Source organism: Actinomadura sp. WMMB 499, from assembly GCF_008824145.1.
Taxonomy (GTDB): Bacteria; Actinomycetota; Actinomycetes; order Streptosporangiales; family Streptosporangiaceae; genus Spirillospora.
Window position 1 is genome coordinate 3,124,517 of the sequence record NZ_CP044407.1, and the last position, 20,459, is coordinate 3,144,975.

Sequence of the window (20,459 nt, forward strand, 5' to 3'; positions counted from 1 at the left end):
GGTGCCCCACCGACCTTCCCGGAGGACCGCCGATGCCCCAGAGGCCCGACGCGCCGCAGCTCGACCTCGCGACCCTGCACGAGGCCATCGCCGCCGCGATCCCCGACCGGGAATGCCTGGTGTGGCGCGACCGCCGGATGACCTGGCGCGAGGTCACCGACCGGACGCGGCGGCTCGCGAACGTCCTGCACGCGCACGGGCTCGGCCGCCGGGACGGGACGCACGAGGCGTGGGAGTCGCCGCACGACCATCTCGCGCTCTACCTGCACAACGGCCCCGAGTACCTGGAGGGCCTGGTCGGCGCGCACAAGGCCCGGGTCGCCCCGTTCAACGTCAACTACCGGTACGTGGACGACGAGCTGGCGCAGCTGTTCGGCGACGCCCGCCCGCGCGCGATCCTGTACCACGCGCGGTTCGCGGGGCAGGTCGAGCGGGTGGTGAAGCGGCTGGACGGGGCGCCGCTGCTGCTCCAGGTCGCCGACGACTCCGGGACGCCGCTCGCGCCGGGCGCGCTCGACTACGACGAGGCGCTCGCCGCCGCGCCCGCCGAGCCGCCCGCCGGCGTCCGTCCCGGCGCGGGCGACCTGCAGATCCTCTACACGGGCGGCACGACGGGCATGCCGAAGGGCGTGCTGTGGCGGATCGGCGACCTGCTGCACGGCCCGCTCGGCATGCGCCGCCGCGACGGCTCGCCGCTCGCCGACCTGGACGAGGCGGTGGCGCGGGCCGTCCGGGGCGGGCACCGGGTGCTGGTGGCGCCGCCGATGATGCACGGCGGCGGGACCTGGTCGGCGCTCGGCGGCTGGTGCGGCGGCGCGTGCGTGATCTTCCCGCACCGGGTGGACGGGCTGGACGCGGGCGACCTGCTGGACGTCGCCGAGCGGGAGCGCGCGACCCGGATGCCGATCGTCGGGGACGCGTTCGCGCGCCCGATCGTCGCGGCGCTGGAGCGCCGTCCCCGCGACCTGTCGTCCCTGCGGACGCTGCTGAACTCGGCGGCCGGGATCAGCCCGGGGGTCAAGCGGCGGCTGACCGAACTGCTGCCGGGCGCGCACCTGGTGGACGTCCTCGGCTCGTCCGAGAGCGGCTTCTCGGTGACCGCGCACGGCGCGGACTCGCCGGCGTTCGCGCTGCAGCCGGGCGCGGCCGTGCTGAGCGCGGACCGGACGCGCCGCCTCGCGCCCGGCGAGGACGAGCTGGGCTGGCTCGCCAAGGGCGGCGCCTCGATCCCGCTCGGGTACCTGAACGCGGCGGAGAAGACGGCCGCGACGTTCCTGACCGTGGACGGCGACCGGCTCGTCGTGCCGGGCGACCGGGCGCGGCTGCTCGCGGACGGGACGGTCGAGGTGCACGGCCGGGACGCGACGACGATCAACACCGGCGGCGAGAAGGTGTTCGCCGAGGAGGTGGAGACGGTGCTGCGCGGCCTGCCGGGCGTCGCGGACGCGCTGGTGCTGGGGCGGCCGAGCGAGCGCTGGGGCAGCGAGATCGTCGCCGTGATCGGCCCGGCGGACGCCCCGGACGACGCCGCGCTGCGGGACGGCTGCGCCGCGCACCTCGCCCGCTACAAGATCCCGAAGGCGTTCGTGCGTACCGGACGGACGCTGCGGCTGCCGAACGGGAAGGCCGACTACGCGGCGGCCCGGGAATTGTCGGAGGCCGCCATCGACCGCCCCGGCGCGACCGGGCAATAGTGGCGGAATGCCGGATGTGAACGCGCTGCTCGCCGACCTGACCGCCGAGAACGACTCCCTGGACGCCCTCGTCGCGCCCCTGCCCGCCGCCCGGTGGGCCGATCCGACGCCCGCCGCGGGCTGGACGATCGCCCACCAGATCGCCCACCTGGCCTGGACCGACGACCAGGCGATCGTCGCCGCGACCGACCCGGACGCGTTCCCCGCGCTGCTGGAGGCCGCGATCGCCGACCCCGGCGGCTTCATCGAGGAGGGCGCCGCCCGGGGGCCCGCCGAGGACCCGGCGGCGCTGCTCGCCCGCTGGCGGGACGGCCGCCGCCGCATGCACGCGGCCCTCGCCGCCGTCCCGTCCGGCACGAAGCTGCCGTGGTTCGGCCCGCCGATGGGCGCGGCGACCATGGCGACGGCCCGGCTGATGGAGACGTGGGCGCACGGCGAGGACGTCGCCGAGGCGCTCGGCGTACGGCGCGAGCCGACGCACCGGCTCCGGCACGTCGCGCACATCGGCGTCCGGACGCGCGACTTCGCGTTCGGCACCCGCGGGCTGACCCCGCCCGCCGAGGAGTTCCGGGTGGAGCTGACGGGGCCGTCCGGCGAGGCGTGGACGTGGGGACCGGAGGGCGCGCGGCAGTCCGTCCGGGGCCCGGCGCTGGACTTCTGCCTGCTGGTGGCGCGGCGGCGGCACCGCGACGACCTGGCCGTGACGGCGGACGGGCCGGACGCGGACCGCTGGCTCGGCATCGCGCAGGCGTTCGCGGGCGCGCCGGGCGCCGACCCGAAGCCGCGCGATGGCGCCTGACGGTCCTGAGAGGCTCGCCACTTCCGGCGGCACGGGCGTTCGGAACCGTTCTCTGCGGATACGGGGACGGTATGACCGTTCTCATCGCCTTCGACGGTTCCGACGACTCCCGCGCGGCGGTCGAGTACGCCGCGCGCCACCTGCGGCCCGAGCCGGCCGTGATCCTGTCCGTCTGGGAGCCGCTGCTCAGCCAGATCTCCTGGGCGCCGATCGCGGCCGCCGCCCCGACCGTCATGCAGACGGGCGGCCGCACCGAGTTCGAGGAGCAGCGGCAGGCGGAGCTGCTCGCCACCAAGGGCGCCGAGTTCGCCGCCGCCGCCGGGCTGCCCGACGTGACGCCGCGCGCCGAGCGCAGCGGCGGGCCGACCTGGGCGGCGATCGTGGACGTCGCCACGGAGATCGACGCGTCCCTCGTCGTCACCGGGTCGCGCGGGCTGTCCGGCGCCCGGTCGGTGCTGCTCGGCAGCACCTCGACGCGCGTCCTGCACCACGTGAACCGGCCCGTCCTCATCGTCCCGCCCGCCAAGACGGCGGACAAGGACGGCGGGAAGGACGGCGGGGAGGGCTAGGACGCGTCGACCGCGCGGGCGAACGCCGCGTACGCGTCCTCGCCGAACAGGACGAACCGGGCGTCGGTGACCTGCGTGGGGGTGCTCCGCACGGTGTCGACGGCGACGCGCGCGGCGTCGTCCATCGGCCAGCCGTAGACGCCCGCCGACACGGCCGGGAACGCGACGGAGCGCGCCTCGAGCTCGTCGGCGACGCGCAGCGACTCGCGGTAGCAGGAGACGAGCCGGCCGGTGCGGTCCTCGGTGGCGGAGTAGACGGGGCCGACGGTGTGGATCACCCAGCGGGCGGGGAGCCGCCCGGCGGTCGTCGCGACGGCCTGGCCGGTGGGGAGCCCGCCGCCGTAGTGGGAGGCGCGCAGCTTGCGGCACTCGTCCAGGATCTCCGGCCCCCCTCTGCGGTGGATGGCCCCGTCGACGCCGCCCCCGCCGAGCAGGGACGAGTTCGCCGCGTTCACCACCGCGTCGACGCGCTCCTCCGTGATGTCGCCCAGGACCAGGGTGATCTCCATGTTCGCCGCGCCCTCCGCTCTGAGAATCCCGCCAGAACTGAAGAATTCTCCCCCGCCCGGTGCGCGAAACGCACCGGAACGCTCCGCGGCGGTACCCTCGGTGGCGGACGGGCAACGGGGGCGGAACCGCCCGTCCATCCCCGCATCCGGCCCCGCGTTCGGGCGAGGCCGGCACGTCCACCGCCGGAGGTGGGCGTGACCTGGGAAGAGAGTCTGCCTATCCTGCCGTGAAACGACCCGCGATGGCGTGAAGCCGTGGAGGTTACCCCCTTGAAGATTCTCCTCGCCGGAGCGACCGGAGTCATCGGCCGCCGGCTGACCCCGCTGCTCGTCCAGGCGGGCCACGAGGTCGTAGGGACGACTCGCCACTCCGAGCGCGCCGGATCGGTCTCCGACCTGGGCGCCGCGCCCGTCGTGATGGACGCGCTGGACGCGGCGTCGGTGCGCGACGCCGTCGCCGGTGCGGCCCCGGACGTGGTGATCCACCAGCTCACCGACCTGTCCGCCGAGGACTTCGAGGCGAACTCGCACCTGCGGATCGAGGGCACCCGCAACCTGGTGGACGCCGCGCTGGACGCGGGCGTCCGGACGATGATCGCGCAGAGCATCGCGTGGCTCTACGTGCCGGGTGACGAGCCCGCCGTCGAGACCGACGAGCTGAACGCGAAGCTGCCGCCCTACTCGGGGATCGCCGCGCTCGAGAAGGCCGTCGGCGAGATGCCGCACGGCGTCGTGCTGCGGTACGGGGCGCTGTACGGGCCCGGCACCTGGTACGCGCCGGACGGCGCCATCGCCGCGCGGGTGAAGGCCGGGAACATGCGGCCGAACCCGGCGTGGACGTCGTTCGTGCACGCCGACGACGCCGCCGCGGCCGCACTCGCCGCGCTGGACTGGCCCGCCGGGGCGGTCAACATCGTCGACGACGAGCCCGCGACGTTCAACGACTGGCTCCCGGTCTACACCGCCGCGCTCGGCGCCCCGACCCCGCGCGGCGCGCGGCACGCCGCCGCGACGGGCCGTCCGGTGTCCAACGCGAAGGCGCGCGACCTCGGCTGGAAGCCGCGCATCGCGTCCTGGCGGACCGGGTTCGCCCAGATGGAGAACGGCTGAGCCCCACACCGGCGGGCATTCCGGACGGAACGTGACAATCGCCCCGGCCCGCCCCGGCCCGGCCCGCCGGGGCGGTTCCGGGGCGGTTCCTCGTCGGGCTCGTCGCGATAGTTTAATGTCCAAGTTTTGAGCATTCAACGAATGCCCTAGACTTGGACGCATGGCGGACCCCCGGTGGCTCGACGACGACGAGCAGGAGACCTGGCGCGCGTTCCTGTGGACGTCGCGGCTCCTCAACGAGGCCCTGGACCGCCAGCTCCAGCACGACTCGGGGATGCCGCACACGTACTACGTGATCCTCGCGATGCTCTCGGAGGCTCCGGGGCGCGCGCGCACGATGTCCGAACTCGCGGAGGTCGTCCACTCGTCCCCCAGCCGCCTGTCGCACGCCGTCAACCGGCTGGAGGCGGCCGGCTGGGTGCGCCGCTCCAAGCACCCCACCGACCGCCGCACCACGATCGCCGAGCTGACCGACGCGGGCCTCGACGTGCTCGTCGAGGCCGCGCCCGGTCACGTCGCCGAGGTCCGGCGGCACCTGTTCGACCCGCTGACCCGCGAGCAGATGCTGGAGTTCCGCGAGTCGCTGCGCGCCCTGCTGGGGTCGCTCGACCCGCGGCACGAGGCGCCCTGCGCCCGCGGCGACGGCTGACCGGCGGGCCGCCGCCCGTCAGCCGGTGAACTCGACGGCGTGCGCCCGCGCGTCCGGGTGGACGGCCGCGAGCAGCCGCAGCCCCTCCTCCTCCAGCGCCGCCCGCACCGGCGCCGGAACCGGGAGGAACGGGTCGATCCGCAGCGTCGCCTCGCCGCGCCGCTTCTCCGCCTTCCACATGCCGTGGACGAAGCCGTCCACGAGGAACGTCGCGCGGATGATCCCGTTCACCGTGAAGATCCGCTTGCGATGCTCCTCGGACACGATCCGGGCCCGGTCGGCGTGCGCGAGGGTCAGGTTGTCGAACTCCGGGACGAACCGGACGGGCGCGGGCTCGTCCGGTCCGGGGCGCGGGGCCTCCGGCAGGTCGTAGAGGGCGCGGCCGCGCTCGTCCCGGAACCGGACCAGTTCCGGCGCGAGCCGCTCCAGCACCTCGCGGAGCCCTTGCAACCCGGACCACTGCTGGACGTCCTGCGCGCTCGCCGGGCCGAACGCCCGCAGGTACCGCAGCACCAGCTCGTCGATCGACGGCTCGGCGGCCGGGCCCTCGCCCGGGCCCTCGCCGGGGCCGAGCCAGGCGTCGAGCGTGGTGTGCCGGGCCGTCCCCGCCTTGCCCCACAGCCCGCGCGGCGGCACCTGCACCAGCGGCAGCATCTGCCGGACGGCCCAGACGAGCCGTGCCGGGTCGTGCTCGGGCCACCGTTCGGCCAGCAGCACCCGCAGTTCCCTGTCCGAGCGCGGTTCCGCCTCGAGCAGGGCGCGCGCGGCGTCCGCGACCGCCCGCAGGTCGGCGCCGTCGAGGTCCCGGCCCGCCGGACCGGCGAGGTAGCGGTCCAGGATCCCCTGGGTCAGCGGGCGCAGCACGCGCGCGTCCCGGGCGCTGACCAGATGCAGGGTGCCGCGCATGAGGACGATCCGCAGCGCCCGCCGCTCGGTCAGCAGCCGGGACACCGCGCCGAAGTCGAAGCCCTCCACCCTGCTCCACAGCCCGATGTACGGCGGGTTCGGCGCCTGCGCCTGCATCCCGACGAGCCGCTCGATCGCCTCCAGCGCGCTCACCGGTTCGCGGCGCAGCAGCATCTGCCGGGCGAGCAGGGCCCGGTTCAGGTCCCGCCGCCCGAGCACCGCGCCGTCCCGCCGGTCTGCCGTCTCAGCCGTCATAGCGACCCCGCAGCTCCTGCCGGCCGGGCGGCGGGCCGGGGAGTTCGGACCCGTCCGTCAGGTGCAGCGCGTCGAGCAGGAGCGCGAGGTAGCGGTGCCGCAGCCGGTTCGTCCGCGCCTCGTCGCCGATCCTGATGGTGTGCAGGTGCTCCAGCAGGACGGAGACGTCCCCGACCTCGATCCCGGCCCGGAGCGCCCCGGCCCGTTTCGTCCGGTCCAGGAGCCGCTCGGTGGCCCCGTGCAGGTCGCGGCCCTTGGCGCTCATCTCCTCGGTGACCTCGAAGCTCCCGGCGAGCCGCATCGTCAGCGAGCCCGCACCGATGTCCAGGCAGCGGCGCATGAACGCGGCGAACGCCGCCCACGGGTCGCCGTCGTCGGCGAGGGCCCGCTCGACCTCGGCGAGGTACCGGTCCATGCCCTCGTCGGCGAGCGACCGGAGCAGCACCTCCTTGCTCCGGTACCGGCGGTAGAGGGCGCTGATCCCCACCCCGGCATGCTCGGCCACCGCCGAGATCGGCGCGCCCGGGTCCGCCGTGAACACCGCGCGCGCAGCCTGCCGGATCAGTTCGTCGTTGCGGGCCGCCTGCGCCTTGCGCCCGTTCATGGGCGCCGCCGCCGTCCTCTCCATGCCCCCATCCTATGGGAACGAACCATTCCGTTCTATCGCGTGGCCCGATCCGGCGGGTTGACGGCGCGGGCGTCGCCGGGCACTATGAACGCGTGTTCATGAACGATCGTTCATAACGAGGAGTGACACACCATGGAGATCGTCAACACCCACCAGGCCGAGGCGTGGAACGGGTACGAGGGCACCCACTGGGCCGACCACGCCGCCCGGTACGACGCCGTGAACAGCGGCTTCAACCCGCACCTCCTGGACGCCGCCGCGATCGGGCCACGCGACCGCGTCCTCGACATCGGCTGCGGGAACGGGCAGGTCACCCGGCTCGCGGCCGCACGCGCGCACCTCGGCGGCGCCACCGGCATCGACCTGTCGGCGCCGATGCTGGACCGGGCGCGCGGGCTGGCCGAGGCGGAGGGCGTCGGGAACGTCCGGTTCAAGCGGGGGGACGCGCAGCTGTACCCGTTCCCGGACGGCGCCTTCGACGTCGCGATCAGCCGGTTCGGGGTCATGTTCTTCGGCGACCCGGTCGCCGCGTTCGGCAACGTGCGGCGGGCCCTGGCCGAAGGCGGGCGGGCCGCGTTCGTGGTGATGGGGCCGCCCGGGGAGACCGACCTCGGAACGGTGGTCGGCGCGCTCCCGGCGCTCGCGCAGCCCGCGATCGGGCACGACGGCCCGCTGTCCCTCGCCGACCCCGAGCACGCCGGCGCGATCCTCGGCGACGCCGGGTTCCGCGCCGTGACGACCAGGCGCGTCGAGGCCGAGCAGGTGTGGGGGCGGGACGCCGCCGACGCCGCCGCCTTCCTCGCCGCCTGGGGACCGATCCGCCACAACTACGGCGAGGGGGACGAACTGGTCGCGACGCTCGCGGGCGCGATGCGTCCGTTCGAGCGGGACGGCGCGGTCCGGCTGCGGAGCACGGCCTGGCTGATCACGGCGCGCCGGTGAGCCGGGGGACGGTCCCCGGCGGACGCGCGCGGCGCGCGGCCGGGCTCCGCGCGGCCGGGCCGCACGAATACGATGCCGCTTGATGTCACCACGAAAAGCCGCCGCGCTGCGCCATGGCGACCGGTCGCTGCGCGAGCACCTGATCGCGACCGCCGACCGCATGATGACCGAGCACGGCGCGGCGGGCCTGACCGTGCGGGCGCTCGCGCGCGAGGCGGGCGTGGCCGACGGCGTCCTCTACAACCACTTCGACGGCAAGGAGGAGCTGCTGGCCCTGGCCCTGCGGGCGCGCGTGCGGCGCGTCGAGCGGGAGCTCGGGCCGCTCCCGGAGCCGGGCGCCGGGACGCTCGAGGCGAACCTGCGCGCGCACGTCGAGCACGGGCTGGCCCTGCACCGCGCGCTGCTGCCCGCGCTCGCCGGGCTGACCGCGCAGCCCGACGTGCTCGCCCGGTTCTCCGCGTCGCTCGAACCGGGCGAGCCCTGGCGCGACCACCTGGCGGCCTACCTGCGCGCCGAGCGCGACCTCGGCCGCCTCGCCGCCGGCGCGTCCGTGGCCGCCGCGACCTCGATGATCGTCGGGGTCTGCCACGAGGCCGTCCTGTCCGCGCTGCTGGGCGCGGCCGAACCTGCCCCGGTGCCGGTCGCCGAGGTCGTCGCGTCCGTCCTGCACGGCATCACCCCCCGCTGAGCGGCCGGGTCAGGCCGCCATCGCCATCGCCTCCCGCACCTCGGCCAGGGTCCGGGACGCGACGGCGCGGGCCCGCTCGTCGCCGTCGGCCAGGACGCGGCGCAGGTGCGTCCGGTCGGCGGCGAGTTCGGCGCGGCGGGCGCGCACCGGCCGCAGGAACTCGTTCACCGACTCGACGACGACCTTCTTCAGGGCCGCGGCGCCGCCGTCGCCGATGCCGGCGGCGACGGCGTGCGGGTCGCGGCCCTGGCAGAGCGCGGCCAGGTGCACGAGGTTCGACACGCCGGGGCGGGCCTGCGGGTCGTAGGTGATGTGCCGGTCGGCGTCGGTCACCGCACGCTTGATCAGCCGCGCGGTGTCGTCCGGGGTGGCCGACAGCGCGATCGCGTTGCCCCGGCTCTTGCTCATCTTCCGGCCGTCCGTGCCGAGCAGGTTCGGCGCGTCCGACAGCAGCGCGTCCGGGACCGGGAACACGGGGCCGTAGCGCTCGTTGAAGCGGCGCGCGACCGTCCGGGTGATCTCCTGGTGCGGAAGCTGGTCCCGGCCGACGGGCACGAGGTCGGCCTTGCAGAACAGGATGTCGGCGGCCTGGTGCACTGGATAGGTGAACATCAGCCCGCTGACCGCCGCCTGCGACGACGCCGCGACCTCGTCCTTGACGGTCGGGTTGCGGCCCAGCTCGGCGACCGACACCAGCGACAGGAACGGCAGCATGAGCTGGTTCAGTTCGGGGACGGCGCTGTGCCGGAAGATCGTCGCCGTGGCGGGGTCGAGGCCGGTGGCGAGGTAGTCGGCGACGAGGCCGAGGGCGTGCTCGGGGAGCCGCTCGGCGACGTCCCGGTCGGTGAGGACCTGGTAGTCGGCGATCAGCACGAACACGTCCACGCCGAGGCGCTGCAGGCGCACCCGGTTGGCGAGCGTGCCGAAGTAGTGGCCGAGGTGCAGGGGCCCGGTGGGGCGGTCCCCGGTGAGGACGCGGAAGGCCGCCGGGTCGGCGGCGACGCGTCCCTCGAGTTCGCGGGTGCGCCGCTCGGCGGCGTCGGTGACGGGGTCGGTCACGAGGGCGGCGGCGGGTTCGGCGGTGGGGTTCATGGGCGTCTTCTCCTTCTCCGGCCGCCCGCCGCGAGCGGCCCCGGTACCGGGAAAGGAGAAGGGCCGTCCGGCGGACGGCCCGTCGTGCGCGTGCGTGATCGTGCGGCCGTCCCTAGGACGGCCACCAGGTGCGGCACGCGCTTCGCTGCATGCTCGCCAGGATACCGGCCGGGAGAGCGGCCGCCACGGGATAATCCGCTTCGGAACGAACTGGGTACGCTGGGACGCATGACCGCTCTCGCGCCCACCAGCTCCGAAACCGACCTGTCGTTCCTCCTCGACCACACCGGGCTCGCGCTGAAGAGCCGGATGACGGCCGCGCTCGCCGAGATCGGGCTCACGCCGCGCATGCACTGCGTCCTCGTCCACGCCCTGGAGGAGGAGCGCACCCAGATCCAGCTCGCGGAGATCGGCGACATGGACAAGACGACGATGGTCGTCACCGTGGACGCGCTGGAGAAGTCGGGCCTCGCCGAGCGGCGGCCGTCCTCGCGGGACCGGCGCGCCCGGATCATCGCGGTCACCGAGGAGGGCGCGCGGGTCGCCGCCGAGAGCCAGCGGATCGTCGACAAGGTGCACGGCGACGCGCTCGGCACCCTTCCGGACGGCGAGCGCGACGTGCTCGTCCGCGCGCTGCGGCGGCTCGTCGAGGGCCACCTCGCGGCGCCCGTCGAGAACCCGCAGCCGGTGCGGCGGGCGCGGGAGCGCACAAAATAGTCCGTTGAGAGATCGTCTCTAACAAAACTATCTGCTAGCGTCTCTCCTATCGACCCACGAAGGAGAGACCCGTGAACGCTGTCCTGCGAGCGCGCGGCACCGCGCTCGGTGTGCTGTCGGCCGCGATGCTCATGACGATCCTCGACGGCTCGATCGTCACCGTCGCACTGCCGGCCATCCAGCACGATCTCGGCTTCTCGCCCACCGGCCTGAGCTGGACCGTCAACGCCTACCTGATCGCGTTCGGCGGCCTGCTGCTGCTCGCCGGACGCCTCGGCGACCTCGTCGGCCGCAAGGCGATGTTCCTCGCCGGGAACGCCGTCTTCACCGCCGCGTCGCTGCTCGCCGGGGCCGCCACGAGCCCCGCCGTGCTCATCGCCGCCCGCTTCCTGCAGGGCATCGGGAGCGCGATGGCCGCCGCGGTCGTCCTCGGCATCCTGGTGACGCTGTACACCGAGCCCGCCGAGCGCGCCCGCGCCATCGGGATCTTCAGCTTCACCGGCGCCGCCGGCGCCTCGCTCGGGCAGGTGCTCGGCGGCGTCCTCACCGACGCCCTGAACTGGCACTGGATCTTCCTGATCAACCTGCCGATCGGCCTGCTGACGATCCTGCTGGCGCTGCCCGCCCTGCCCCGCGACCGCGGCGCCGGGCTCGCCGCCGGGGCGGACGTCGCCGGGGCGCTGCTCGTCACGTCCGGGCTGATGCTCGGCATCTACACCGTGGTGAAGATCGAGCAGTACGGCGTGCTGTCCGCCCACACCCTCGGCCTCGGGGCGCTCGCGGTCGCGCTGCTCGCGGGCTTCACCGTCCGGCAGGCCACCGCCCGCAACCCGCTCATGCCGCTGCGGATCCTGCGGTCGCGCACCACCTCCGGCGCCTACCTCACCGAGATCCTCGCGTTCTCCGGCATGTTCTCGTTCCAGGTGATGGTCGCCCTCTACATGCAGAACGTCCTCGGCTACGGGGCGCTGGAGACCGGCCTCGCGATGCTCCCGGCGGCGGTCGCCATCGGGACGATCTCGCTACTGGTCTACGCGCGGCTCGCCCGCCGGTTCGGCGAACGGGCCGTCCTGCTCGCCGGTCTCGTCATGCTCGCCGCCGCGCTTGCACTGCTCGTCCGCGTCCCGGTGCACGCCGCGTACGCCGCCGACCTGCTGCCGCCGATGCTGCTCATCGCGGGCGGCGGGCTCGTCATGCCCGCGCTGACCGGCATCGCGATGTCCGGCGCCCGTCCCGAGGACGCGGGCCTCGCGTCCGGCCTGTTCAACACCGCCCAGCAGATCGGGATGGCGACCGGCGTCGCGGTGCTGTCCACGCTCGCCGCCGCCCGGACCGACTCGCTGCTCGCCGCCGGGGACACCGCGGCGGCCGCGCTGACCGGCGGCTACCGGCTCGCGTTCGGCGTCGGCGCCGCCCTGCTCGCCGCCGCGTTCGCCGTCGCCGTCCTCGTGCTGCGCACCCCGAAGCCCGGCGGGGCCGAGAAGGCCGGCGGGGACGCCGCCGCACCCGCCGAACCGTCCACCTCGTCCGTCACCCTCTGAAGGAGCACACCATGACCGAATACGGCCCCGGCCAGGGACCCGGCCCGAAGCCCGCCTCCGCCGCCGACCTCGAACGCCTGCTCGCGTCGCAGCCGTTCGGCGTCCTCGCCACGAACAGGCGCAGCGGGCACCCGCACCTGTCCACCGTCGTGCACACGTGGGACGCGGACGCCCGGACCGTCCGGATCTCGACCGTCGCCGGACGCGCCAAGGTGCGGCAGCTCGGCGACGACCCGCGCGCGGCCCTGCACGTGTCCAGCGACGACCACCTGTCGTTCGCGGTCGCCGAGGGGACGGCCGAGGTGTCGGAGGTGAGCGGGACGCCCGGCGACGCCGTCGGACGCGAACTCCTCGCGATGACCCCCGGCTTCCCCGACCCGGCCGACGAGCGCGCGTTCCTCGAGCAGATGGTGAAGGACCGGCGGCAGGTGATCCGGCTGCGCGTCACCCGGATCTACGGCACCGTCCTCGCGGACTGACCCGATGCCGGTGGGGTCGGGGTCAGTGGGGCAGCACGATCAGCAGCAGGGGCAGGCCCGCGACGAGCGGCACGGCCGCCGTCGCGGCCAGCCGCGTCGCGCGCGGCAGCGGGCGCGGCTCCAGCAGCCGGTTCACCCGGGCCATCACCGGGATGTCGTCGCGGGACGCCACCCCGAGCGTCCCCGACGGCGCCGCCGCCGGGCGGGCGGCGGCGAAGCGCAGCAGCGCCGTCGCCAGCTCGCGCGGCGGCCGCCCCGACCGGGCCCGGTCGTCGGCGGCCATCTCGATCAGCAGCTCCACGGCGTCCAGGCAGCGCCCCACCAGCCGGAACTGCGGGAACACCTGCCGCAGCGACGCGAACGGCAGCAGCACCAGGTCGTGGCGCTCGCGCGCGTGCGCCCGCTCGTGCGCGAGCACCGCGGCCAGCTCCGCGGTGTCGAGCAGCTCCAGCGTCCCGGCGCTCACCACCACCTTGGACGAGCGGACGCCCGGCACGCAGTACGCGGCGGCGCCCGGATGGTCCAGGACGAGCGTGCCCGGGACGGCCGAGTCGCGGCGCGACACCAGCGCCAGCAGCGCCCGGTGCCGGTGCCGGGCCCGCACCACCCGCACCACCGCGAACGCCAGCATGACCAGCAGCACGCCGGTCAGGCTCAGGGCGCCGAGCAGCGCGGCCATGTGCAGGGTGTCGAGCCGGGCGGCCCCGTCGTTGTAGAGGCCCGGCAGCCCGCCCGCCACGCCGCTCCGGTAGGGCAGCAGCGCCAGCCCGAGCAGGGCGCCGATCGTGGCGACGCCCCAGCACAGGCCGAGCGCCTGCCACAGGGCGATGCCGATGCGCGGGGTGCGCCACGTCCAGCGCGCGCGGGACAGAACGTGCGCCCCGCCGACGGCCCCGAGGGAGATCAGTGCGAGCAGGGCGGTTCCGTTCATGCCGGTGGTTCCTTCGACGTGAGGGCGGCCAGCGCCTGGCGGAGCACGTCGACCTCGTCGCTCGAGACCGACTGGACGAAGTGGACGAGCGCCGCGTCCCGGTCGCCCGTCTCCTCCAGCGCGCCCAGCATCAGCTCGGTGACGTACCCCTCCCGGCTCTCCACCGGACGATACCTCCACGCACGGCCGTCGCGCGCACGCTCCAGGAAGCCTTTCTTCGCGAGCCTGTCGAGAACCGTCATGACGGTCGTGTGCGCCAGGTCACGGTCGCCCGCGAGGGCACGGCTGACGTCGCGCGCCGTGGCCGCCCCGGAGCCGGCGTCCTCCCGCGCCCACAGGACCTCCATGACCGTGCGTTCAAGCTCTCCCAGACCCTTCACGAGGCCCAGGTTATCCGACGCGCCCGGGTAGTACTACAGCCGGTAGGACTTCAGCCGTCCGGCGCCACGAGCCCCGCCTCGTAGGCGATGATCACCAGCTGGACGCGGTCGCGCGCGTCCAGTTTCGCCAGCAGCCGGGCCACGTGCGCCTTCGCCGTCGCGACGCTGATGACCAGCTCGTCCGCGATCTCCCGGTTCGACAGCCCGCGCCCCACCAGGGTCAGCACCTCGCGCTCCCGCCCGGTGATCCCCTCGACCGGGCGCGGTGAATCCGCGCGCGGGGCCGGTTCGCGGCCCGGCTCGAGTTCCGGGCGTGCCGCGAACTCCTCGATCAGCCGCCGCGTCACGCTCGGCGCGATCAGCCCGTCGCCCCGCGCGACCACCCGGATCGCCGCGAGGATCTCCTCCAGCGCCATGTCCTTCACCAGGAACCCGCTCGCCCCCGCCCGCAACGCACCGTAGACGTACTCGTCGTCGTCGAACGTCGTCAGCATCACCACGCGCGTGCCCCGGATCCGGCGGGTGGCCTCGATGCCGTCCATGTCCGGCATCCGGATGTCCATGACCACGACGTCCGGCCCGACCTCCCCGACCAGCCGCACCGCCTCCGCGCCCGTCCCGGCCTCCCCCACGATCTCCAGGTCGGGCGTGTCGGCCACCAGCACCCGCAGGCCCGCCCGGACGAGCGGCTGATCGTCCACGAGCACCACCCGGACCGTCACGCCGGGATCCTCGCCGTCACCCGGAAGCCCCGCCCGCCGGGCCTGGGGCCCGCCGCGAACTCCCCGCGCACCAGGGCGACCCGCTCCCGCATCCCCACGATCCCGAACCCCGAGCCCACCACCCCGCCGCTCCCCTCGTCCTCGACCTCGATCTCCAGGCCGTCCTCGCGGTAGCCGATCGTCACCCGGCACTCCTCCACACCCGCGTGCCGCACCACGTTCGTCAGCGCCTCCTGCACCACCCGGTAGGCGCACAGGTCGACGTCCGACGGCAGCTCCCGCCGCGCGCCGGTCCTGCGCACGTCCACCCGCACCCCGGCGTCGCGCGTCGCCGCGGCCAGCCGCGCCAGGTCGTCCAGTCCCGGCGCGGGCCCGAGCGTCCCCTCCCGGCGGAGGCCGGTCAGCATCCGCCGCAGGCTCGCGAGCGTGTCCCGGCTCGTCGCCTCGATCGCCGCCAGCGCCTTGCGCGCCTCCGCGGGCTGCGTCTCGATCACCCGTCCCCCGACGCCCGCCTGGATCGCGATGATCCCCACGCTGTGCGCCACCATGTCGTGCAGCTCCCGCGCGATCCGCAGCCGCTCCTCCGTGAAGGCCTGCTCCTGCTCCCGCGCCCGCAGCGCCTCCGCGTGCCGCCGCCGCATGCGCACCGAGTTCCCCGCCGTCCAGCTCGCCATGACCACGAGCACCGCCGTCATGAGGAACTGGTCCCGGGCGTTCTGGAGGAAGGCGTACACCGTCATGCCCTGCACGACGAGCGCCGCGGCGGCCGCCCCGATCGACACGCGGCGCCGCCGCACGGACGCGATGTAGCCGATGGCCACGCCGACCACCGCCATCTCGAGCGCGAACCCCGTGCCGTTCGCGTACTCCAGCACCGCGCCCGTCCACGCGACCACCAGCACCAGGAGGATCGGCAGCGGCCAGCGCGGCAGCATGCTCAGGACCAGCGCCGTCAGCACCGCCGACGCCACGACCTCCAGCGTGACGAACCCGGCCTGCCGGTTCGCCATCGTCACGAACAGGACCGCCGGGTACAGCAGGGCCCCGCACCAGGCCAGCACCGGCCACACGGCCCGGAGGTTCGGAACGGACATGCGGCGATCGTAGCCGCGCGCCGCCGGCCGCACATTGGCCCGCGGGCTTAATTCTCCGGGCTATACGGGGCCGCGGAATTGTGCCCTCCGGCCCGACGCGACGCCCGCGCGCCATTCGTCATCGTTGGCCGTCCACACCGGACGGAGGACTTTCGTGAAACGGCTGGCGTACACGGCCCTCACCCTCGAACTGCTCGCCGTCGCGATATTCGCCGCGACCTACGACTCGCTCGATTTCCGCATCTACATGCTCGGCGGCGGAGCCCTGACCGACGGGGCGGACCTCTACCTCCGGCAGCACGCCGAGCACTGGTTCACCAACACCCCGTTCGCCGCCCTGCTGTTCGCGCCCCTCTCCACGCTGCCCCTCCCCCTCGCCCGCGTGGCCTGGCAGCTCGCGTCCGTCGCCGCGTTCGCCTACGCGTGCACGGTGACGCTCGAGCTCGCCGGCCGCCGCCCGTCCCGTCCGCTCGTCGCGGCGACGGTCGCGGCCGGGCTCGTCCTCGCGCCCATGTGGCACTCGCTGTACCAGGGGCAGATCAACCTGTTCCTGCTCGCGCTCGTCATGTTCGACATGAAGCGCGCCGCCCGCGGGAAGACGACCGGAATCGGAATCGGAATCGCCACCGCGATAAAACTGACCCCCGGAATCTTCGTCCTGCTCCTCATCGCCACCCGGCGGACGAGATCCGCGGCCGCCGCCACCGCCGCATTCGCGGCGTGCACCCTCGCCGCGTGGGCCGCCGCCCCGGACGCGTCCCGCACCTACTGGCTGCACACCTTCTTCGACACGTCCCGCGTCGGCGCCCCGTACATCAGCAACCAGTCCCCGTACGGCGCGGCCGTCCGGATCCTCGGCGGCGCCGAACACGTGGACGGCTGGTACACGTTCGTCCCGCCGCTGATCGCCGTCGCGGGCCTCGCCCTCGCCGCCGCGTGGGCCGCGCGCCGCGACTGGCTCGCCGCGATCGCCGTCACCGGCACGACGGGCCTGCTCGTCTCCCCGATCTCGTGGGCGCACCACTGGGTGTGGATCGTCCCGGCGCTCGCACTCCTCGTCCGCGACGGCCGCCGCGTCCCCGCCGCCTGCGCGTACGCCGTGTTCGCCGTGGCCCCGATGTGGTTCACGCCCCGCGACGGCGGCCCCGACGAGTACGGCTTCCACGGCCCGGTGACCCTGGTCGCGAACGCCTACCTGGTCGCCGCCGTCGCGTTCCTGACCTACGTGTCCGTCCGCCTGCGCGGGAGGAGTCGCACCCCGGACGCGATCGACGCTCACCTCCCCGCCCCGCGAACACCGGCATGGTCGCGCAGGTGAAGAAGCGGACGGGCACGCGAGCAAGCCGACGACCGCCGCGCCCGGAACCGGCCCGGGACAGCGGGGTGAGCGGTTCACGAGGGAACTTCTTCGGGCTCGCCGCGAAGGATCACCAGCGCGGTGGCGAGGCCGGTGAGGGTGAGGGCGGCGGCGATCAGCGGGAGTGCGCGCAGGCCCCCGTCCGCGTCGACGACACGTCCGCCGAACCAGCCGGCGAAGGCCGCGGCGAGCTGGAAGCCGGAGGCGTTGACCGCGACGGCGAGCGTCGGGGCCGCGTGGGCCGTGGTCAGGACGCGGGTCTGCATGCCGGGGATGATCGCGAAGGCCGCCACCCCGAGCGCGAACGTCAGGACCGCGGCGAGCACCCGGACCTCGCCGACCGCCCAGAACAGGGCGAGCACCCCCGCGAGCGCCGCGAGGAGACCGGCGAGCGACGGCATCAGGGCGCGGTCGGCGAGCCGCCCGCCGAGGAGGTTCCCGGCGACCGCGCCCGCACCGTAGCCGAGCAGCAGACCGGGAACGGCGTCCGCGGAGAATCCGGCGACGTCCGTCAGCAGCGGCGTGATGTAGAGGAAGACGGCCAGGACGCCGACGTTGCCGAGCGCGGTGAGGGCGATGGCGAGCCGGACGTCGCGTCCGGTGAACACGCGCAGTTCCCCGAGCAGCGGCCCGGTCGCGGCCGGCGGCCCGGGCGGGACGTACCGCAGCACGAGGACGAGCGCGGCGAGGGTGACGGCGGCGATCGCGGCGAACGTGGCGCGCCATCCCGCGTGCTGGCCGATGAGCGTGCCGAGCGGCGTGCCCAGGATGATGCCGAGGTTCATGCCGAGCGCGACCCGCGCCACGGCCGTGCCCTGCCGTCCCGCCGGAGCCGTGGATGCGGCGGTGGCGATCGCGACGGCGAAGAAGGTCGCGACGACCAGGCCCGCCGCGAACCTCGCGGCGAGCAGGACGGGGTAGTTCGGGGCGGCGGACGAGCCGAGGTTCGCGACGATCGAGACGATGATCAGGCCCGTGACCAGCTGCTTGCGCGGCAGCCGGGCCGTCAGGACGGTGACCACCGGGCCGCCGACGATCATGCCGAGGGCGTAGGCGGTCATGAGCTGCCCGGCCGCCGGAATCGACACCGACAGCGCCCCGGCGACCTCCGGCAGGATCCCGGCGATCACGAACTCGCCGGTGGTCAGGCCGAACACGACCAGCATGAGCGAGAAGAGGGGTAGCCGCACACGCACTCCTTGATACGAACTCATATAGTCCGAACTCGAATAAGACGAGTCAGAACTATCATGGTTCGAAGCATGTCGCTAGACTCCGGGCATGCCGAACGAGCCCGAGCGCGCGGAGATCGACCGCGACGTGTGCCATCTGGTGCACCGGTTCGCGCACCGGCTCGACGTCCACGTACGCCGCATCGCCGAGGAACTGGAGATGACGGCGTCGCAGGTCGTCGCGCTGCGCGAACTCTCCGAGCCGATCACCGCGCGGGAACTGGCGACCCGGATGGCGTGCGAGGCGTCCAACGCGACGTTCGTCGTGGACCGCCTCGAGGACCAGGGATTCGTCCGGCGGCACCCGCACCCGACCGACCGGCGCGCGAAGCAGATCGTCCTCACCGACCCGGGCCGGGCCCGCCGCGCGGAGGTCCTGGCCCTCCTCGACGCCCGCTCCCCGCTGACGTCCCTCCCCGCCGACCGCCAGCAGCAACTACGCGACCTGCTCCAAGCCCTCGTCGGCGAGGATTGACCGGCCGAACCCCACTAGTACTACATGCCTTGATCGTTTCGCCACGGCGGAGCAACGCAGGTCGGCACTCCAACTGAAAGCGCCTGCTTACCTCGTTGGCGCAGGTCGCGATCCGAAGTGGCTATGTAGTACTAGGTGTACTTGGCCATGGTCGCGCGGCCGCACGTCACACGATCACCGCGCGCTGGACGTCAACTCTCGGCGAAAGCCAGCATGGTGAGCGTCGCGTACCGACCGATCCCGACAACCGCGCAGTCCGTGGTGTAGCCGGTGACCGGGCTCGAACTGAAATCACCGGAGTAATCCCCGGACGCCCAAGCCCGGTCGGGGTACGAGACGTTGGACCACCACCGGGTCTCCGGCCCCAGCGCGTCCACGACCCGTCCCAGGACGTCCCGTGCACGATCCGGCGTCCAGGGGTCGAAGGGCACGCCGTAGGCGAGGTCCTCGGTGCAGAGGCGCACCAGCAACGGGAGCATCCGCTCGCCGGTCACGGCGACCGGTGCAAGGGCGCGCGCGAGGTCCTCGACCGTGTCCGGCAGGCCCTCGAGGTGCGCGAACGGGCCCCGGTCGAACTCGGGCGCGAACACGACCGGGTGCAGGAGTTCGGCCGGTCCCGCCCCGACGTGATCGTCCACCCGGACACGGAGACGCGACGTCGCCGGTTCCGCGTCCAGCGGCGCCAGCGCCCGGCGGAGTTCCGCCGGACGGTCGGCGCATCCGTCCGGCGGCCCCGTGCCCGGACGGCGAACACCGCCGGACTCCCGCTCCGATGGCGACGGCACGGGTGCGGGCTCAGTCGGTGATCTTGATGCGGAGGCGGCGGAAGCCGCGGCCCTTGTTCTCGACCTTGGCGACGGTGATGCGGCCGACCTGCCTGGTGGACGCGACGTGGGTGCCGCCGTCGGCCTGGGTGTCGAGGCCGGCGATGTCGACGATCCGGACGTCCCGGACCTCGGGCGGGACGAGGTTCGTGGCGGTGCGGACGATGTCGGGGATCTCGAACGCCTCGGCGCGCGGGAGGGTCCGCACGTCGATGCGGCGGTCGGCGTCGACCTCGGCGTTGCAGGCGTCCTCGACGGCCTGCTTGAAGCCGGGCGGGACCTCGCGCAGGTCGAAGTCCATGCGGGCGCTCAGCGGTTCCATGTTGCCGCCGGTGACGAGGCAGCCGTAGTCGCGGAACACGACGCCGCACAGCAGGTGCAGTCCCGAGTGGGTGCGCATGAGGGCGGTGCGCCGGTCGTCCTCGACGTCGCCCCGGACGGTGGCGCCGGGCGGGGGGAGCGGGTCGCCGTCGGCCGGGAGGAGGACGAGGTCGTCGCCCTTGCGCACCCCGGCGATGCGCGTCTGCACGCCCTGCCAGAGCAGGACGCCGTGGTCCGGGGGCTGCCCGCCGCCGCCCGGGTAGAACGCGGACCGGTCGAGGACGATCCCGTCCGGTCCGGATTCGAGGACGACGGCCTCCCACTCGCGGAGGTTCTGATCGTCGAGTTCCAGCCGCGCCGTCCGCCCGTGCACGCTCATGCCGTCTCCTTCCGGGGGCATCCCCCTTGGTCATGCCGACCCCGGGCCACGGGGCCGCGCCCGCTCGCCGTGCCGCGCCCACCGGCCAAAGGCCCGTCACCGCCTCCACGACCGCTCGCCGTGGTCTCGGCCCGAGCCGATCGCCTCGGCCGAGAGACCCCGGTGG

At 74.4% G+C, this 20,459-nt stretch carries 23 protein-coding genes; 12 read left to right on the plus strand and 11 right to left on the minus strand.

The window, feature by feature from the left end:
• The first annotated feature begins 32 nt into the window (after positions 1–32).
• The 3 genes from F7P10_RS13525 to F7P10_RS13535 all read left to right on the plus strand — a co-directional run bounded on the left by F7P10_RS13525 (position 33) and on the right by F7P10_RS13535 (position 3,062).
• Entirely contained in the window at positions 33–1,694 is a 1,662-nt protein-coding gene (locus F7P10_RS13525) for an AMP-binding protein (RefSeq protein WP_151009658.1), read from the plus strand.
• Positions 1,695–1,701: 7 nt separating this feature from the next.
• Positions 1,702–2,493, plus strand: coding sequence for a TIGR03084 family metal-binding protein (locus F7P10_RS13530; protein ID WP_151009659.1), 792 nt, complete (start codon positions 1,702–1,704; stop codon positions 2,491–2,493).
• 71 nt (positions 2,494–2,564) lie between these two features.
• The gene (locus F7P10_RS13535) at positions 2,565–3,062 is read left to right on the plus strand and encodes a universal stress protein (RefSeq protein ID WP_151009660.1); all 498 of its coding nucleotides are present in this window, start codon (positions 2,565–2,567) and stop codon (positions 3,060–3,062) included.
• On the opposite strand, the gene F7P10_RS13540 is transcribed toward F7P10_RS13535, so the two are convergent.
• On the minus strand, positions 3,059–3,571 hold the full coding sequence (locus F7P10_RS13540) for an O-acetyl-ADP-ribose deacetylase (protein WP_151009661.1): 513 nt from the start codon (positions 3,569–3,571) through the stop codon (positions 3,059–3,061). The two genes, F7P10_RS13535 and F7P10_RS13540, sit on opposite strands and share 4 nt — an antisense overlap.
• 270 nt (positions 3,572–3,841) lie before the next feature.
• Between F7P10_RS13540 and F7P10_RS13545 the strand changes: the two genes are divergently transcribed.
• Positions 3,842–4,681 carry an NAD(P)-dependent oxidoreductase gene (locus F7P10_RS13545; protein ID WP_151009662.1) on the plus strand — a complete coding sequence of 280 codons (840 nt, stop codon included), beginning with the start codon at positions 3,842–3,844 and terminating at the stop codon, positions 4,679–4,681.
• 160 nt (positions 4,682–4,841) lie between these two features.
• Positions 4,842–5,330 carry a MarR family winged helix-turn-helix transcriptional regulator gene (locus tag F7P10_RS13550; protein WP_151009663.1) on the plus strand — a complete coding sequence of 163 codons (489 nt, stop codon included), beginning with the start codon at positions 4,842–4,844 and terminating at the stop codon, positions 5,328–5,330.
• 18 nt (positions 5,331–5,348) lie between these two features.
• Here F7P10_RS13550 and F7P10_RS13555 read toward each other — a convergent pair whose 3' ends face one another.
• Together F7P10_RS13555 and F7P10_RS13560 are read right to left on the minus strand one after the other, a co-directional pair.
• Entirely contained in the window at positions 5,349–6,491 is a 1,143-nt protein-coding gene (locus F7P10_RS13555) for a winged helix DNA-binding domain-containing protein (protein ID WP_151009664.1), read from the minus strand.
• Positions 6,481–7,119, minus strand: coding sequence for a TetR/AcrR family transcriptional regulator (locus F7P10_RS13560; RefSeq protein ID WP_254716592.1), 639 nt, complete (start codon positions 7,117–7,119; stop codon positions 6,481–6,483). Before F7P10_RS13560 ends, F7P10_RS13555 begins: the two co-directional genes overlap by 11 nt.
• 132 nt (positions 7,120–7,251) lie before the next feature.
• Here F7P10_RS13560 and F7P10_RS13565 point away from each other — a divergent pair, with 132 nt between their 5' ends.
• Together F7P10_RS13565 and F7P10_RS13570 are read left to right on the plus strand one after the other, a co-directional pair.
• Positions 7,252–8,061: a class I SAM-dependent methyltransferase gene (locus tag F7P10_RS13565; RefSeq protein WP_151009665.1), complete on the plus strand. Its 810-nt coding sequence runs from the start codon at positions 7,252–7,254 to the stop codon at positions 8,059–8,061.
• Positions 8,062–8,143: 82 nt separating this feature from the next.
• A complete protein-coding gene (locus F7P10_RS13570; RefSeq protein ID WP_151009666.1) occupies positions 8,144–8,749 on the plus strand; it encodes a TetR/AcrR family transcriptional regulator in 606 nt (201 codons plus the stop codon).
• A gap of 9 nt (positions 8,750–8,758) precedes the next feature.
• Here F7P10_RS13570 and trpS read toward each other — a convergent pair whose 3' ends face one another.
• Positions 8,759–9,841 carry a tryptophan--tRNA ligase gene (gene trpS / locus F7P10_RS13575; protein WP_151009667.1) on the minus strand — a complete coding sequence of 361 codons (1,083 nt, stop codon included), beginning with the start codon at positions 9,839–9,841 and terminating at the stop codon, positions 8,759–8,761.
• A gap of 228 nt (positions 9,842–10,069) precedes the next feature.
• On the opposite strand from trpS, the gene F7P10_RS13580 reads away from it, so the two are divergent.
• From F7P10_RS13580 to F7P10_RS13590, 3 genes are all read left to right on the plus strand, one after another.
• Positions 10,070–10,558, plus strand: a complete 489-nt coding sequence (locus F7P10_RS13580; protein WP_151009668.1) for a MarR family winged helix-turn-helix transcriptional regulator — start codon at positions 10,070–10,072, stop codon at positions 10,556–10,558.
• 71 nt (positions 10,559–10,629) lie between these two features.
• Positions 10,630–12,099, plus strand: coding sequence for an MFS transporter (locus F7P10_RS13585; RefSeq protein WP_254716593.1), 1,470 nt, complete (start codon positions 10,630–10,632; stop codon positions 12,097–12,099).
• Positions 12,100–12,110: 11 nt separating this feature from the next.
• Positions 12,111–12,578 carry a pyridoxamine 5'-phosphate oxidase family protein gene (locus tag F7P10_RS13590; protein ID WP_151009669.1) on the plus strand — a complete coding sequence of 156 codons (468 nt, stop codon included), beginning with the start codon at positions 12,111–12,113 and terminating at the stop codon, positions 12,576–12,578.
• A 22-nt stretch (positions 12,579–12,600) separates the two neighbouring features.
• On the opposite strand, the gene F7P10_RS13595 is transcribed toward F7P10_RS13590, so the two are convergent.
• The 4 genes from F7P10_RS13595 to F7P10_RS45080 are packed head-to-tail and all read right to left on the minus strand — an operon-like array spanning position 12,601 to position 15,705.
• A complete protein-coding gene (locus F7P10_RS13595) occupies positions 12,601–13,509 on the minus strand; it encodes a M56 family metallopeptidase (RefSeq protein WP_151009670.1) in 909 nt (302 codons plus the stop codon).
• Entirely contained in the window at positions 13,506–13,889 is a 384-nt protein-coding gene (locus F7P10_RS13600) for a BlaI/MecI/CopY family transcriptional regulator (protein ID WP_151009671.1), read from the minus strand. The genes F7P10_RS13595 and F7P10_RS13600 overlap by 4 nt, the downstream gene beginning before the upstream one ends.
• 50 nt (positions 13,890–13,939) lie before the next feature.
• Positions 13,940–14,611, minus strand: coding sequence for a response regulator transcription factor (locus F7P10_RS44305; protein ID WP_151009672.1), 672 nt, complete (start codon positions 14,609–14,611; stop codon positions 13,940–13,942).
• Positions 14,608–15,705 (minus strand): sensor histidine kinase, encoded by a 1,098-nt coding sequence (locus F7P10_RS45080; protein WP_151009673.1) that lies wholly within the window; start codon positions 15,703–15,705, stop codon positions 14,608–14,610. Before F7P10_RS45080 ends, F7P10_RS44305 begins: the two co-directional genes overlap by 4 nt.
• Before the next feature lie 154 nt (positions 15,706–15,859).
• On the opposite strand from F7P10_RS45080, the gene F7P10_RS13615 reads away from it, so the two are divergent.
• Positions 15,860–17,023: a glycosyltransferase 87 family protein gene (locus tag F7P10_RS13615; protein ID WP_151009674.1), complete on the plus strand. Its 1,164-nt coding sequence runs from the start codon at positions 15,860–15,862 to the stop codon at positions 17,021–17,023.
• A 74-nt stretch (positions 17,024–17,097) separates the two neighbouring features.
• Here the strand turns inward: F7P10_RS13615 and F7P10_RS13620 are convergent, their stop codons facing one another.
• Entirely contained in the window at positions 17,098–18,252 is a 1,155-nt protein-coding gene (locus tag F7P10_RS13620; RefSeq protein ID WP_218040488.1) for an MFS transporter, read from the minus strand.
• A gap of 91 nt (positions 18,253–18,343) precedes the next feature.
• Between F7P10_RS13620 and F7P10_RS13625 the strand changes: the two genes are divergently transcribed.
• On the plus strand, positions 18,344–18,769 hold the full coding sequence (locus F7P10_RS13625; protein WP_151009676.1) for a MarR family winged helix-turn-helix transcriptional regulator: 426 nt from the start codon (positions 18,344–18,346) through the stop codon (positions 18,767–18,769).
• A 191-nt stretch (positions 18,770–18,960) separates the two neighbouring features.
• Here F7P10_RS13625 and F7P10_RS13630 read toward each other — a convergent pair whose 3' ends face one another.
• A complete protein-coding gene (locus tag F7P10_RS13630; protein WP_151009677.1) occupies positions 18,961–19,407 on the minus strand; it encodes a hypothetical protein in 447 nt (148 codons plus the stop codon).
• 157 nt (positions 19,408–19,564) lie between these two features.
• Entirely contained in the window at positions 19,565–20,293 is a 729-nt protein-coding gene (locus F7P10_RS13635; RefSeq protein ID WP_218040489.1) for an alanyl-tRNA editing protein, read from the minus strand.
• Between the last annotated feature and the right edge of the window lie 166 nt (positions 20,294–20,459).

Coding starts and splice junctions, on each gene's coding strand:
- F7P10_RS13595 (WP_151009670.1), bottom strand. CDS start 13,509: ATGAACGGAACCGCCCTGCTCGCACTGATCTCCCTCGGGGCCGTCGGC.
- F7P10_RS13565 (WP_151009665.1), top strand. CDS start 7,252: ATGGAGATCGTCAACACCCACCAGGCCGAGGCGTGGAACGGGTACGAG.
- F7P10_RS13535 (WP_151009660.1), top strand. CDS start 2,565: ATGACCGTTCTCATCGCCTTCGACGGTTCCGACGACTCCCGCGCGGCG.
- F7P10_RS13635 (WP_218040489.1), bottom strand. CDS start 20,293: ATGAGCGTGCACGGGCGGACGGCGCGGCTGGAACTCGACGATCAGAAC.
- F7P10_RS13540 (WP_151009661.1), bottom strand. CDS start 3,571: ATGGAGATCACCCTGGTCCTGGGCGACATCACGGAGGAGCGCGTCGAC.
- F7P10_RS13555 (WP_151009664.1), bottom strand. CDS start 6,491: ATGACGGCTGAGACGGCAGACCGGCGGGACGGCGCGGTGCTCGGGCGG.
- F7P10_RS13550 (WP_151009663.1), top strand. CDS start 4,842: ATGGCGGACCCCCGGTGGCTCGACGACGACGAGCAGGAGACCTGGCGC.
- F7P10_RS13525 (WP_151009658.1), top strand. CDS start 33: ATGCCCCAGAGGCCCGACGCGCCGCAGCTCGACCTCGCGACCCTGCAC.
- F7P10_RS45080 (WP_151009673.1), bottom strand. CDS start 15,705: ATGTCCGTTCCGAACCTCCGGGCCGTGTGGCCGGTGCTGGCCTGGTGC.
- F7P10_RS13590 (WP_151009669.1), top strand. CDS start 12,111: ATGACCGAATACGGCCCCGGCCAGGGACCCGGCCCGAAGCCCGCCTCC.
- F7P10_RS13530 (WP_151009659.1), top strand. CDS start 1,702: ATGCCGGATGTGAACGCGCTGCTCGCCGACCTGACCGCCGAGAACGAC.
- F7P10_RS13625 (WP_151009676.1), top strand. CDS start 18,344: ATGCCGAACGAGCCCGAGCGCGCGGAGATCGACCGCGACGTGTGCCAT.
- F7P10_RS13570 (WP_151009666.1), top strand. CDS start 8,144: ATGTCACCACGAAAAGCCGCCGCGCTGCGCCATGGCGACCGGTCGCTG.
- F7P10_RS13560 (WP_254716592.1), bottom strand. CDS start 7,119: ATGGAGAGGACGGCGGCGGCGCCCATGAACGGGCGCAAGGCGCAGGCG.
- trpS (WP_151009667.1), bottom strand. CDS start 9,841: ATGAACCCCACCGCCGAACCCGCCGCCGCCCTCGTGACCGACCCCGTC.
- F7P10_RS13580 (WP_151009668.1), top strand. CDS start 10,070: ATGACCGCTCTCGCGCCCACCAGCTCCGAAACCGACCTGTCGTTCCTC.